General features: G+C 73.7%; 11 protein-coding genes. 4 read left to right on the forward strand and 7 right to left on the reverse strand.

What is annotated here, in order from left to right; genetic code table 11:
- Positions 1–3: 3 nt before the first annotated feature.
- The 7 genes from HB370_RS35240 to rhaI form a co-directional block, all read right to left on the reverse strand.
- Positions 4–1,158: a betaine/proline/choline family ABC transporter ATP-binding protein gene (locus HB370_RS35240; protein WP_030780257.1), complete on the reverse strand. Its 1,155-nt coding sequence runs from the start codon at positions 1,156–1,158 to the stop codon at positions 4–6.
- A 75-nt stretch (positions 1,159–1,233) separates the two neighbouring features.
- Positions 1,234–1,875 carry a lactate utilization protein C gene (locus HB370_RS35245; protein ID WP_030780255.1) on the reverse strand — a complete coding sequence of 214 codons (642 nt, stop codon included), beginning with the start codon at positions 1,873–1,875 and terminating at the stop codon, positions 1,234–1,236.
- On the reverse strand, positions 1,872–3,350 hold the full coding sequence (locus tag HB370_RS35250) for a lactate utilization protein B (protein WP_030780253.1): 1,479 nt from the start codon (positions 3,348–3,350) through the stop codon (positions 1,872–1,874). Before HB370_RS35250 ends, HB370_RS35245 begins: the two co-directional genes overlap by 4 nt.
- Positions 3,347–4,102: a (Fe-S)-binding protein gene (locus HB370_RS35255; RefSeq protein WP_030780250.1), complete on the reverse strand. Its 756-nt coding sequence runs from the start codon at positions 4,100–4,102 to the stop codon at positions 3,347–3,349. The genes HB370_RS35250 and HB370_RS35255 overlap by 4 nt, the downstream gene beginning before the upstream one ends.
- A gap of 145 nt (positions 4,103–4,247) precedes the next feature.
- Positions 4,248–5,711, reverse strand: coding sequence for a rhamnulokinase family protein (locus tag HB370_RS35260; protein WP_030780248.1), 1,464 nt, complete (start codon positions 5,709–5,711; stop codon positions 4,248–4,250).
- On the reverse strand, positions 5,708–7,747 hold the full coding sequence (locus tag HB370_RS35265) for a bifunctional rhamnulose-1-phosphate aldolase/short-chain dehydrogenase (protein WP_030780246.1): 2,040 nt from the start codon (positions 7,745–7,747) through the stop codon (positions 5,708–5,710). Before HB370_RS35265 ends, HB370_RS35260 begins: the two co-directional genes overlap by 4 nt.
- 109 nt (positions 7,748–7,856) lie before the next feature.
- Positions 7,857–9,017, reverse strand: coding sequence for an L-rhamnose isomerase (gene rhaI / locus HB370_RS35270; protein ID WP_030780244.1), 1,161 nt, complete (start codon positions 9,015–9,017; stop codon positions 7,857–7,859).
- Positions 9,018–9,290: 273 nt separating this feature from the next.
- Here rhaI and HB370_RS35275 point away from each other — a divergent pair, with 273 nt between their 5' ends.
- From HB370_RS35275 to HB370_RS35290, 4 genes are read left to right on the forward strand one after another with little or no spacing between them, the layout of a single operon-like run.
- Positions 9,291–10,364: a substrate-binding domain-containing protein gene (locus tag HB370_RS35275; protein WP_051815543.1), complete on the forward strand. Its 1,074-nt coding sequence runs from the start codon at positions 9,291–9,293 to the stop codon at positions 10,362–10,364.
- A complete protein-coding gene (locus HB370_RS35280) occupies positions 10,340–10,660 on the forward strand; it encodes an L-rhamnose mutarotase (RefSeq protein WP_030780240.1) in 321 nt (106 codons plus the stop codon). Before HB370_RS35275 ends, HB370_RS35280 begins: the two co-directional genes overlap by 25 nt.
- A 16-nt stretch (positions 10,661–10,676) precedes the next feature.
- Positions 10,677–12,014 (forward strand): BNR repeat-containing protein, encoded by a 1,338-nt coding sequence (locus HB370_RS35285; RefSeq protein ID WP_030780238.1) that lies wholly within the window; start codon positions 10,677–10,679, stop codon positions 12,012–12,014.
- Between the two features lie 54 nt (positions 12,015–12,068).
- Complete coding sequence (locus HB370_RS35290; RefSeq protein WP_030780234.1) at positions 12,069–13,088, forward strand: LacI family DNA-binding transcriptional regulator; 1,020 nt, start codon at positions 12,069–12,071, stop codon at positions 13,086–13,088.
- The last annotated feature ends 50 nt before the right edge of the window (positions 13,089–13,138 follow it).

The following is a 13,138-nucleotide window of genomic DNA, read 5'->3' on the forward strand; positions in this document are numbered from 1 at the left end:
GCCTCAGGCGTCCGCCACCGAGTCGAACGGCACCTGCCCCCGCGTCACCCCGCGCGCGTCCGCGTCCACCGAGCGGCGCAGCGCCTCGTGCAGCTTCGCCGGGGTCAGCACGCCGAGGAACCGCGCCCCGTCCAGCACGGCCACCCACCCGGCGTCGTGCTGGAGCATCACCCCGAACGCCTGCTTCAGCGGCGCCCCGACCGGCACCCAGGCGGTCATCCGGTGGGCCCGGTCCCCGACCGTGCCGCCCGCCGCCAGTTCCCCGATGCCGACCCAGCCGTGCAGATCACCGTCCGCGTCCAGGACCACCGCCCACCGGGCGCCCTGGCCGAGCAGCCGCTCCCGGGCCCGCGCGGCGGACTCCTCCGGGCGGGCCACCGGCGGCTGCTCCAGGTCGTCCGGCTCGATCGCGGTGACCGACAACCGCTTCAGCCCCCGGTCGGCGCCCACGAAGGAGGCGACGTACGGCGTGGCGGGCGCCCCGAGGACCGCGCCGGGCGTGTCGAACTGCTCGATGCGGCCCTGTCCGTACACGGCGATGCGGTCGCCGAGCCGGACGGCCTCCTCGATGTCGTGCGTGACGAGCAGCACCGTCTTGCGCACCTCGGCCTGCATGCGCAGGAACTCGTCCTGCAACTGCTCGCGCACCACCGGGTCGACCGCGCCGAACGGCTCGTCCATCAGCAGCACCGGCGGGTCGGCGGCCAGCGCGCGGGCCACGCCGACCCGCTGCCGCTGCCCGCCGGACAGCTGGTGGGGATAGCGCGGCCCGTACGTCTTCGGGTCCAGGCCCACCAGGTCCAGCAGCTCGGCCGCCCGGGCCCGGGCGCGCGCCCGCTTCCAGCCGAGCAGCGCGGGCACGGTCGCGGTGTTGTCCAGGACGGTGCGGTGCGGGAAGAGGCCCACCTGCTGGATGACGTACCCGATGCGGCGGCGCAGCCGCACCGGGTCGACGCCGGCGACGTCCCGGCCGTCGACCAGGATCCGGCCGGAGGTCGGCTCGATGAGCCGGTTCACCATCATCATGGTCGTCGTCTTGCCGCACCCGGACGGCCCGACGAGCGTCACCAGTTCGCCCTCGGCGACCTCGAAGGAGAGGTCGTCCACGGCCGTCGTACCGTCCGGATACCGCTTGGTGACCTGCTCGAACCGGATCATTCCCCCACGCTACGGCAGCCGGCCCGCCCCCTCATCCCGTCGTGCCCCGACCGGCGGATCCCGCGTGCCGGGCGGTCAGCCGAGCAGGATCACCTCCAGCGTGCGGGGGCCGTGCACGCCCTCCACCCGGTCCAGTTCGATGTCGCTGGTGGCCGACGGTCCCGAGATCCAGGTCAACGGGCGGGCCGGGTCGAGGCGTTCGAGGGCCTGGGGGACGGAGGAGACGACCTGGTCCGGGACGCGGACGACGCAGATGTGGTGGTCCGGGATGAGCGAGATACGGCGCCGGCCCTGGTCCGGGGAGCCGTCGAGCACGAGGGTGCCGGTCTCCGCGATCGCCACCGCGCAGCCGGTGACCACGCTGTCCACCCGGTCCAGCCGCCGGGCCGTGTCCGCCGGGCCGTCGGGGACCCGTACCGCGTCCATGGCGGCCAGCCACTCCTCGGGCAACCCCGGCGGGACCAGCACCTCCCGGGAGCCGTGCTCGGCGAGCAGCCGCATGACGAGCCTCGGCAGTTCCTCGGTGTCGGCCCGGTGCACCATCGCCCGGTAGTCCGCGAGGTTCTCCGCCAGCAGCTCCACCGTCTCCCCGGCGGTCCGCTCCCCGTGTGCGCGCAGGTAGTCCCGGGGCACGGCCTGCTCGTACGGCCGCTCGTCCGGGGTCACGTCCGCGAGGGCCCGCCGCACCCGGCCGAGGATCCGTTCCCTGCTGTTCACCTGTCGCCGTCCTTTCCGCCGCGGGTGCGCTGCCACCAGTCCCGGAAGGGCTCCGGGGGCACGGCCGGCAGGTCCCGAGTGCCGCTCCACGCCCGGCCCGGACCCGGCAGGGTGCGCGGGTGCAGCCGGCGCGTCCGGGAGGCCAGCCGCTGGCCCGCGCGCAGGGCGCCGGGGTGGGCGAACGCCCAGCGCGCCGCCCGCATCGCCGCCCGTTCGGCCGCGTGGCCCTTCGCCGGCTTCAGCAGCACCTTGTTGCCCCGGCGCACGGCCGGACCGCCTTCCACCACCCGTTCCCGCAGGTGCACCAGCACCTCGGGGATGTCGATGGCGACCGGGCACACCTCGTAGCAGGCCCCGCACAGTGACGAGGCGTACGGCAGGGAGGCGTCGATCTCGCTGCCCGTGCCCCGCAGCTGGGGGCTGAGGATGGCGCCGATGGGGCCCGGGTACACCGAGCCGTAGGCGTGCCCGCCCGCCCGCTCGTACACCGGGCACACGTTCAGGCAGGCCGAGCAGCGGATGCAGCGCAGCGCCTGCCGGCCCACGGTGTCGGCGAGGGTGTCGGTGCGGCCGTTGTCGAGCAGCACCAGGTGGAAGGCGCGCGGGCCGTCCTCGTCCATGGTGCCGGTCCACATGCTGGTGTAGGGGTTCATGCGCTCGGCGGTCGAGGAGCGGGGCAGGGTCTGCAGGAAGACCTCCAGGTCCCGCCAGGTGGGCACGATCTTCTCGATGCCGACGACCGAGATCAGCGTCTCGGGCAGGGTCAGACACATCCGGCCGTTGCCCTCGGACTCGACGACCACGAGGGTGCCGGTCTCGGCGACCATGAAGTTGGCGCCGGAGATGCCGACCTTCGCCCGCAGGAACTTCTCCCGCAGGTGCAGCCGGGCCGCCTCGGCCAGGTCGGCGGGCGTGTCCGTCAGGTCCTCGGGTGCCGGCCGGCCCCACTCGCGCATCTCCCGCGCGAAGATGTCCCGGATCTCGCCCCGGTTGCGGTGGATGGCGGGGACGAGGATGTGCGAGGGGCGGTCCTTGCCCAACTGCACGATCAGCTCCGCGAGATCGGTCTCGTAGGCGCGGATGCCCGCCGCCGCGAGGGCCTCGTTCAGCTCGATCTCCTGCGTGGCCATCGACTTGACCTTGACGACCTCCGACTCGCCGGTGGCCCGGACCAGTTCGGTGACGATCCGGTTGGCCTCCCCGGCGTCGGCCGCCCAGTGCACCGTACCGCCGGCCGCGGTGACCGACTCCTCCAACTGCTCCAGGTACCGGTCGAGATGGCGCAGGGTGTGGTCCTTGATCCGGCGGCCCGCCTCGCGCAGCCCGGCCCAGTCGGACAACTCGCCGACGGCCCGGGCCCGTTTGGCGCGGATGGTGTGCGTGGCGTGGCGCAGGTTGCCGCGCAGGGTGGGGTTGCGGACGGCCTCCCGCGCGGCCTCCGGAAACGCGGGCATGCCGACGAACGTGGCGCTCATACCGCCGGTTCCTCCTTTGTGCTCGCCAGGATCTCCGCGATGTGCACCGGCCGCATGCCGCTGCCCAGCCGGCTCATCGTGCCGCCGATGTGCATCAGGCAGGAGTTGTCGGCCGCGCACAGCACCTCGGCGCCCGTCGCCTCCGCGTCGCGCACCTTGTCCACGCCCATCGCCGCCGACACCGCGGCGTTCTTCACCGCGAACGTCCCGCCGAACCCGCAGCACTCTGCGGCCCCCGGCAGCTCGGCCAGCTCCAGCCCCTGCACCGCCTCCAGCAGCCGGCGCGGCCGGTCCCCGAGGCCGAGTCCGCGCAGCCCGTGACAGGTGGGGTGGTAGGTGACCTTGTGCGGGTAGTAGGCGCCGACGTCGGTCACGCCGAGCACGTCCACCAGGAACTCCGTCAGCTCGTACGTCTTCGGCACCACCGGCGCCAGCGCCCGGGCGAGCCCGTCCCCGCGTCCTTCGGCCCGGGCCCGTTCGCCGAGGCGCGGATACAGCTCCCGTACCATCGCCCCGCACGAGCCGGACGGGGTCACGATCGCCTCGTAGTCGCGGAAGACATCGGAGAAATGCCGGGCCAGCGGCTCGGCCTCATGGCGGTAGCCGGTGTTGTAGTGCGCCTGCCCGCAGCAGGTCTGGTCCATCGGGAAGTCGACGTCGACACCCAGTCTGGTCAGCAGCTTCACCACGGCCCGGCCGGTGTCCGGATACAGCGTGTCGTTGACACAGGTCAGGAACAGGGCGACACGCATCGCGGCTCCTCGGTGTCGGTGGTCGGACGGGAAGAGAAGGATCATCGGACGATCGCAGGGTAGTCGGCGGCGTACGGCCACGGGGAGAGCACGGCTCACCAGGCGGCGCGCCGCGCTCCGGCCCCGTCACATGCCGGGACCCGGCTCACCGGGCGGCGAGCCGTGCCTCGGCCGCCCGCCACCGGCCGGTGTCCCCCCGGGGCGAGTACCGGGTGAGCGGCTGGGTGCGGGAGAGCAGCCGGCGCAGCGCGGGCAGATCGCCGGCGAGTCCCTGCGCGCGGGCCTGCACCAGCACATTGCCCAGGGCCGCCGCCTCGGTCGCGCCCGCCACGACCGGAAGCCCGCAGGCGTCGGCCGTCAGCTGGCACAGCAGCGCGTTGCGGGTGCCGCCGCCGACGAGGTACACCACGTCCACCGGATGGTCGGCCAGCCGGGCCGCGTCCAGCACCGCCCGCCGGTGGGCGAGGGCCAGCGAGTCCAGGATGCACCGGGTCACCTCGGCCGGGGTCACCGGCACCGGCTGCCCCGACGCCCGGCACGCCTCGGCGATCCGCTCCGGCATCCGGCCCGGCGCGAGGAACGCCGCGTCCCCGGCGTCCACCACCGAACGCAGCGTCGGCACGGCCGCCGCCTGCCGCAGCAGCAGCCCCAGGTCCGGCTCCCCCCAGGCCCGTACGCACTCCTGGAGCAGCCACAGTCCCATGATGTTGCGCAGATAGCGGACCGTGCCGTCCAGCCCCAGCTCGTTGGTGAAGTTCGCCGCCCGGCTCTCCTCGGTCAGCACCGGCGCGGACAGCTCCAGGCCGGCCAGGGACCAGGTGCCGGTGCAGATGTAGGCGAACCGCTCACCCGTCGCCGGGACCGCCACCACCGCCGACGCGGTGTCGTGCGAGCCGACCGCCGTGACCGGCACCGGGCCGCGCAGCCCGGTCTCCGCCAGTACCTCGGGCCGCAGCGCCCCGGCCGGATCGCCCGGCTGCCGCAGCGGCGCGAACAGGGCGAGGTCGATGCCCAGCCGGCCGGCGACCCCGTGCGCCCAGGTCCGGGTCCGGGGGTCGACGAGCTGGGTGGTGGAGGCGTTGGTCAGCTCGGTGCCCTGCTCGCCGGTGAGCCAGTACGTCAGCAGGTCCGGGACCAGCAACACCCGTGCCGCGAGCGCGAACCGGGCGGTCGAGCGGTCCGCGGTGAGCTGGTACAGCGTGTTGAACGGCGCGTACTGGATGCCGGTCGCCGCGTACAGCTCGGCCGCCGGCACGGTCGCCCACACCTTCTCCGCGACGCCCTCGGTGCGGGCGTCGCGATAGTGGACCGGGTTGCCGAGCAGCGCCCCCTCGCCGTCCAGCAGGCCGTAGTCGACGGCCCAGCCGTCGATGCCGGCCGAGGCGAGCCGGCCACCGCTGCGGGCGCCCGCGGCCCGCAACCCGTCCAGGACACCGCCGTAGAGCGCGAGGATGTCCCAGCGCAGCCCCTCCGGGAGCCGCAGCGGCCGGTTCGGGAACCGGTGCGCCTCGGTCAGCTCCACCGAGTCCGGGCCCACCCGGCCCACCATGACCCGCCCGCTGGACGCGCCCAGGTCGACGGCCGCGTACGCCTTCACGCCCGCGCTCATCGCAGGAACGCGGCCGCCACACCCGCGTCGACCGGGATGTGCAGCCCGGTGGTGTGCGTGAGGTCCCCGCCGGTCAGCGCGAACACCGCGTTCGCCACGTGCTCGGGCAGCACCTCGCGCTTGAGCAGGGTCCGCTGCGCGTAGAACTCGCCCAGCCTCTCCTCCGGCACCCCGTACACCGCGGCCCGCTGCGCGCCCCAGCCCCCGGCGAAGATGCCGGAGCCGCGCACCACACCGTCCGGGTTGACCCCGTTCACGCGGATGCCGTGCTCGCCCAACTCGGCCGCGAGCAGCCGTACTTGGTGGGCCTGGTCGGCCTTGGTGGCGGAGTAGGCGATGTTGTTCGGTCCGGCGAAGACGCCGTTCTTGGAGACGATGTACACGAGGTCGCCACCGAGTCCCTGCGCCGTCATCACCCTGGCCGCCTCCCGGGACACCAGGAACGAGCCGCGGGCCATGATGTCGTGCTGGAGGTCCCAGTCCCGCGCGGTGGTCTCCAGCAGCGGCTTGGACACGGAGATCCCGGCGTTGTTGACGACCAGGTCGACCCCGCCGAACGCGAGCACCGCCGACCGGAACGCGGCGGTGATCTGCTCCTCGGAGGTGACGTCCACGGTGACGGCGACGGCCTTGTCCGGCCCGCCCAGCTCCTCGGCGACCCGCGCCGCGCCCTCGGCGTTCAGGTCGGCGACGACGACACACGCCCCCTCCGCGGCCAGCCGGTGCGCGATGGCCCTGCCGATCCCGCTGCCCGCCCCCGTGACCAGCGCGACACGGGTGGCGAGCGGCTTGGGCGCGGGCATCCGCCGGAGCTTGGCCTCCTCCAGCGCCCAGTACTCGATGCGGAACTTCTCCGCCTCCTCGATCGGCGCGTACGACGAGACCGCCTCGGCGCCCCGCATCACGTTGATCGCGTTGACGTAGAACTCGCCGGCCACCCGGGCGGTCTGCTTGTCCTTGCCGAAGCTGAACATGCCGACACCCGGGACCAGCACGACGGCCGGGTCGGCGCCGCGCATGGCGGGGGAGCCGGGCCGGGCGTGCCGCCGGTAGTAGGCGGCGTACTCCTCCCGGTAGGCGGCGTGCAGTTCCCTCAGCCGGGCGACGGCGTCGTCCAGCGGCGCCGTGGGCGGCAGGTCCAGCACGAGCGGCCGTACCTTGGTGCGCAGGAAGTGGTCCGGGCAGGAGGTGCCGAGGGCGGCCAGCCGGGGGTGCTCGGCGCGGGCCAGGAAGTCCAGGACCACGTCGGAGTCGTCGAAGTGCCCCACCTGCGGCCGGTCCTGTGACGCGAGACCCCGGACGTACGGCGCGAGCGCGGCGGCCCGCTCCCGCCGCTCCGCCTCGGGCAGCGCCTCGTACCCCGCGACGACCGGCCCGAACGGCTCCGCCCTGCCCCGCTCGGCGAGGAACGCCTCGGCGGTCCGGATGATGTACAGCGAGTTGCGCTCGCACTCCTCGGACGTCTCGCCCCAGGCGGTGATGCCGTGCCCGCCGAGGACGCAGCCGACCGCCCGCGGGTTCGCCCGCTTGATCGCGGCGATGTCCAGCCCGAGCTGGAACCCGGGCCGCCGCCACGGCACCCACACCACGCGGTCCCCGAAACACTCGGCGGTCAGCTTCTCCCCGTCGGCCGCGCAGGCGAGCGCGATACCGGAGTCCGGGTGCAGATGGTCCACGTGCGCGGCGTCCACCAGGGCGTGCATGGCGGTGTCGATGGAGGGCGCGGCCCCGCCCCTGCCGTGCAGGCAGTAGTCGAAGGCCCCGACCATCTCGTCCTCGCGCTCCACCCCGGGGTACACCTGTGCCAGGGCCCGCAACCGGTCCAGCCGCAGCACGGCCAGCCCGGCCTCGGTGAGCGTGCCGAGGTCGCCCCCGGACCCCTTGACCCACATCAGCTCCACCTCACCCCCGGTCACGGGATCGGTGGCGGAGCCCTTCGCGGAGGCGTTGCCGCCGGCGTAGTTGGTGTTGCGGGGGTCGGAGCCGAGCCGGTGGGAGCGGGAGAGGAGAGCGTCGACCGAGGGGTGGGTGGTCATGGCTATCGGTTCTTTCCGGGAGAGGGGACGTGACGAAGGGGCACGGGGAACTGCGCGACCAGCCCAGGACGGCCCGCACCCCGCGACGGAACAGGAACCCGGCAGACGCTCACGCCCCCCAACCGGCCTGCTCCCCGCCGACCCGCTCGGCGACGATCTTCTCGGCCCACCCGGACCGGGCATACGCGGCCATCGGGTCGGGGTCCACCCCCATCTCCTCCCGGACCTCCCGGAGCAACGGCCGCACATCCGTGGCGTACGCGTCCATCAGCACGGCGTTCGCCCCGAGCACGTCCCCCGAGGCCTGCGCCTCGGCCAACGCGTCCCTGTCGACCAGCAGCGCCTTGGCCGTGGCCTCCTGGACGTTCAGCACGGAGCGGATGATCGCCGGGATCTTCGGCTCGATGTTGTGGCACTGGTCGAGCATGAACGCGACCTCGGAGGTGAATCCCCCGCCGCGCACCACCTCGTACATGATCCGGAACAGCTGGAAGGGATCCGCCGCCCCCGCCATCAGGTCGTCGTCGGCGTAGAACCGCGAGTTGAAGTCGAACCCGCCGAGCTTGCCCTCCCGCAGCAGCGTGGCGACGATGAACTCGATGTTGGTGCCCGGCGCGTGGTGCCCGGTGTCCACCACCACCCGCGCCTTGTCGCCGAGTCTGAGACAGTGCGCGTAGGCGGTCCCCCAGTCCGGCACGTCCGTGGTGTAGAACGCCGGCTCGAAGAGTTTGTACTCCAGCAGCATCCGCTGCCCCTCACCGAGCCGCGCGTACACCTCGGCCAGCCCCTCGGCCAGCCGGTCCTGGCGGGCGCGCACATCGTCCTGCCCCGGGTAGTTGGTGCCGTCCGCGAACCACAGCTTCAGATCCCGGGACCCGGTGGCGTCCATGATGTCGACGCAGCGCAGCAGGTGGTCCACGGCCTTGCGCCGTACCGCCGCGTCCGGATGACAGATGCTGCCCAGCTTGTAGGCGTCGTCCTGGAAGGTGTTGGAGTTGATCGTGCCCAGCCGCACCCCCCGCTCCTCGGCGTACTTCGCGAGCGCGGCGTAGTCCTCCACGGCGTCCCAGGGGATGTGCAGGGCGACCGACGGCGCCACCCCGGTGAACGCGTGCACCCGCGCGGCGTCCTGGAGCTTCTCCCACGGCGAGCGCGGCACCCCGGCCTGCGCGAACACCTTGAACCGGGTGCCCGAGTTCCCGTACGCCCACGACGGCGTCTCGACGGCCTGGGTCTTGAGCGCGGCCTTCACCGCGGCGAGGTCGGTCACTTCAGGGCTCCTGTGGATGGCGGGCGGACGGCGGACCGAGCATATGAAACGATTCAGAACGGCAAGCTAGGGGTCGCCACCAGGGGTGTCAAGCACTCCGGCGAACCCGGCCGCAGCACCGCACTACACGCCCCACTGCTCGAAAGTTTTTCGAGCCGGGGCCCATTGACGTGACATGGTCACGGTGCCTACGGTCCCGGCAATCCACTTGAAACCTTTCATGGCATCGTGGGCGGCCCGGCGGCCCCGCGCCGGTGTCGTCGAGGAGCCCCCATGACCCACCCGCCCGACCCGGGACCGGTCCCGGTGCCGGCGCTGAAGGACGTCTCCGAGTCCGGCCGGATCGGCCACAAGGCCACCCGTGTGACGACGGCTCGGCTGATGCGGCCCCTCCGCGTCGGCCTCGCCCCCGGGCGGCCCGCGCGCGGACTGCCCGTCGCCGATCAGCAGTCGGCGGAGATCGCCGAGAGCCGGATCACCGCCGACCTCCCGCGCGCCGCCGCCACCGAGCCGACCGTGCTCGCAGCCGGCACCGGTCCGGCCCTCGCCCTCACCGCCTGCGGCGGCACCACCGAGGACGACGCCGAGGCGGACAGCGCCGCCGCCGCTCCCGCCCGCACGGCCGGCCCGGACTCCGTGACCAAGAAGGACCTCACCGCCGGCTTCCTGCCCAAGCAGGTCGACCACCCCTGCTTCACCACCGCCGACAAGGGCGGTGAGCGGGCCCTCGCCGAACCCGGCTCGCACTGCGAGGAGGCGGGGCGGGGCAGCGCCAGCGACCCCTTCGGGCAGGTGAGTCACGTCAACACCCTCACCCGGCAGCGGGCGGACGCCGTCGCCGTGTCCGCGCAGGGCCCCGGCGCCCGGTGCGCCGCGCCGAAGCAGGCCGTGCGGGGCGGCATCAAGGTCGTCACCCACGGCTCCGACACCACCCTCGGCTGCAAGGACCCGAAGTACAAGCACGCCCGGCTCGTCCGCATCGCCTACGGCAACGACGCCGCCCAGTACCCCTCCGGGGCCACGTACGAGGGCAAGGTCCGGCTGACCGGCCTCCGCACCCCGAACGACCCGCGCCGGTACGTCAGGAACGGCATCGTCGAGGTCTTCGCGCTGTGGGACCCGGCCAGGCCCGGCGCGCTCGGCGCCCGCACCGCCGTCGCGCCGGCCTCCGGGCGGATCAGCGGCATGCCGGGCGAGACCTCCACGTCCGGCGGGACGACGTACACCCTGGGCGGGAACGCTGTGTTCGACCTGGGCGAGCCGGCCGTGTCCGACGCCCGCACCATCGACCGGTACCACTTCCGAGAGAACGGGGACTGTTCATGCAGCGCGTGTGCTTCCTGCTGAAGGTCAGGGCGGACCGGCTCGAGGAGTACCGGGCGCGGCACGCGGCCGTCTGGCCGGAGATGCTCGACGCCCTGAAGGCGGCCGGCTGGCACAACTACTCCCTGTTCCTGCGCGAGGACGGCCTGCTCGTCGGCTATCTGGAGACCGAGGACTTCGCCGCCGCCCGGGCACGGATGGCCGTCACCGAGGTCAACGCCCGCTGGCAGAAGGAGATGGCACCCTTCTTCGAGTCCCCGGACGGCGCCCGGCCCGACGAGGCCATGCGGCCGCTCACCGAAGTGTTCCACCTCGCCTGACCCGGAAGCCACGCGGATGAGACCCTCGCTGACCGGTCCGGCCCGCACCCGACTGGACGCCCGCGCCCTGTACTTCGTCTCCTACGACGGCCTGGTGAACACCAACTCCTTCCAGAAACACGGCCTGTTGACCCACGGCGGCCACCAGTACGCCGTCTGGTACACGGCGGGCCGCGAGGCGGTCGTGGCCCGCCGCGGGCTCGGCGCCGCCGCATGGTCGGCCGTCACCCTGCCCCACCGGCTGAAGGCCGACGACTCCCACAACGTCATCTGCATGGGCGTCTCCCCGGCGGACGGCCGCCTGCACCTGAACCTCGACTCCCACAGCGACGGCTTCCACTACGTCAAGTCCGTCGCCGGACTCCTGGACGACCCCTCCGGCACCGCCTGGGGCCCGTCCGCCTTCGGAGCCGTACAGACCACCCTGGACGGACTGCCGCTCACCGACCGCTTCACCTACCCGCAGTTCCTCACCACCCCCGAGGGCCGGCTCCAGCTGGCCTACCGGTCCGGCGTCTCCGGCAACGGCCGCAACGCCCTCGCGGAGTACGACGGTTCCCGGTGGACCGCGCTGGGGGAGTGGTCCGGCGCCACCGGCACGTACACCAGCGCGCACGGCTCCAGCACCGCCCGCAACATGTACCTGCACGGCCTCGACTACGACCGGCACGGCCGGCTGCACGCCCTGTTCACCTGGCGGGAGCGGGACCCGGCCGTCCTCGCCGACGGCGGCGGACTCACCAACCACGACACCGGCTACGTCACCTCCGACGACCGCGGCCGGACCTGGCGCAACGACGCGGGCGCCGTGGTGGGCACCACCGGCGGACCGGACCGGGTCCGCGTCACCGGCGCCGGCCTGGTCGTCGACCCGCTCGGCCCGGACCACTGCCTGATGAACCAGGAGAGCCAGTGCACCGACTCGGCCGGCCGGCCGCACGCGATCGTCAGCCACCTCCCCGTCCGCCTCGGCCCGCCGGCCGGCGGCTACGCAGCGGCCCGCACCGCCCACGCCCGCGCCCACCATCTGCGCAAGACCTCCTCCGGCAGCTGGCTGAAGACCGAGATCCCCGTCCCGCTCCGCTCCAGCCAGCGCACCAGGCTGGTCCTGGACCGCCATGACAACGCCTACGCCGTGCTGCCCCACGGCCGGATCGCCGCCGCCTCGGCGGCCGGCGGGTACACCGACTGGACGCTGCTGTTCGACGGCGCCGGGCTGAACGCGTTCGGCGAGGTGGTGGTGGACGAGACCCGGATCGCGGCGGACAACGTGCTGTCGTTCATGTACCAGGAGAAGTCCGCCGGCACGACGCCCTCGCCGCTGTACGTGGCCGACTTCGCCCTTCCGACGTGACGGTAATGTGAGGCTCGTCCCGCCGCATCCCGTCCCCTGGAGGTTCGAAGCCCGATGGCCCAGTCGGTGGGTATCAAGGATGTCGCCCGCGCCGCCGGAGTGTCCGTGGGCACGGTCTCCAATGTCATCAACCGCCCGGACACCGTCGCCGGCGAGACCCGGGCCCGGGTGCTGTCCGCGATCGACCGGCTCGGGTACGTCCGCAGCGAGTCGGCGCGCCAACTGCGGGCGGGCCGCAGCCGGATCATGGGGCTGCTCGTGCTCGACATGGGCAACCCGTTCTTCGTGGACGTGGCCCGCGGCGCCGAACGGGCCGCCCGGGACGCCGGGCTGGGCGTGATGGTGTGCAACAGCGCCCAGGACGCGGCCGAGGAGGCCGAGTACCTGTCGCTCTTCGCCGAACAGCGGGTGCGGGGCGTGCTGCTCACCCCGGCCGACGCCACCGGCCGCAACATCGCCGCCTTCCGCCGGCACGGCATCCCGTTCGTGCTGGTCGACCGGGTCGCCGAGGGCACCACCGAGTGCTCGGTCTCGGTGGACGATGTCGCGGGCGGCGCGCTCGCGGTGCGCCACCTGGTGGACGCCGGGCACCGCTCCATCGCCTACGTCAGCGGGCCGAGCGGGCTCAACCAGGTCCGCGACCGGCGCACCGGCGCGCTGTCCGCCCTCGCCGAGGCCGGACTCGGTCCCGAGGCGCTGCGCGAACTGCCCACCGAACGCCTCGACGTGGCCGCGGGCCGGGACGCGGGCGCCCGTCTGCTCGGCCTCGCCGACCGTCCCACCGCCGTCTTCTGCGCCAACGACCTGCTCGCCCTCGGTCTGCTCCAGGCCATGTACGCGGCGGGCGTCACCGTCCCCGACGACCTGGCGATCGTCGGCTACGACGACATCGAGTTCGCCGCCGCGGCGGCCGTCCCGCTCACCTCCGTACGCCAGCCCGCCGTCACCCTGGGCGCCCTCGCCGCCGAACTGCTGCTGGAGGAGACCGAGCGGGGCGAGCGGCCCCACGAGCACCGCCGGGTGGTGCTCCGGCCGGAGCTGGTGGTGCGCCGCTCCAGCCTGGTCGCGCGCTGACCGCCCGCCCGGCGCCCGCACCGTGATCCCGGGGTGCGGCCCGCGCGCGC

It is taken from the genome of Streptomyces sp. DSM 40868, from assembly GCF_011820545.1.
In the GTDB taxonomy this organism is placed as follows: domain Bacteria; phylum Actinomycetota; class Actinomycetes; order Streptomycetales; family Streptomycetaceae; genus Streptomyces; species Streptomyces eurythermus.

Bases quoted from the DNA above. Each gene is read 5' to 3' on its own strand.
- HB370_RS35280 (WP_030780240.1), top strand. From the start codon at position 10,340: ATGCAGCGCGTGTGCTTCCTGCTGAAGGTCAGGGCGGACCGGCTCGAG.
- HB370_RS35275 (WP_051815543.1), top strand. From the start codon at position 9,291: ATGACCCACCCGCCCGACCCGGGACCGGTCCCGGTGCCGGCGCTGAAG.
- HB370_RS35250 (WP_030780253.1), bottom strand. From the start codon at position 3,350: ATGAGCGCCACGTTCGTCGGCATGCCCGCGTTTCCGGAGGCCGCGCGG.
- HB370_RS35255 (WP_030780250.1), bottom strand. From the start codon at position 4,102: ATGCGTGTCGCCCTGTTCCTGACCTGTGTCAACGACACGCTGTATCCG.
- HB370_RS35285 (WP_030780238.1), top strand. From the start codon at position 10,677: ATGAGACCCTCGCTGACCGGTCCGGCCCGCACCCGACTGGACGCCCGC.
- HB370_RS35260 (WP_030780248.1), bottom strand. From the start codon at position 5,711: ATGAGCGCGGGCGTGAAGGCGTACGCGGCCGTCGACCTGGGCGCGTCC.
- HB370_RS35265 (WP_030780246.1), bottom strand. From the start codon at position 7,747: ATGACCACCCACCCCTCGGTCGACGCTCTCCTCTCCCGCTCCCACCGG.
- HB370_RS35290 (WP_030780234.1), top strand. From the start codon at position 12,069: ATGGCCCAGTCGGTGGGTATCAAGGATGTCGCCCGCGCCGCCGGAGTG.
- HB370_RS35240 (WP_030780257.1), bottom strand. From the start codon at position 1,158: ATGATCCGGTTCGAGCAGGTCACCAAGCGGTATCCGGACGGTACGACG.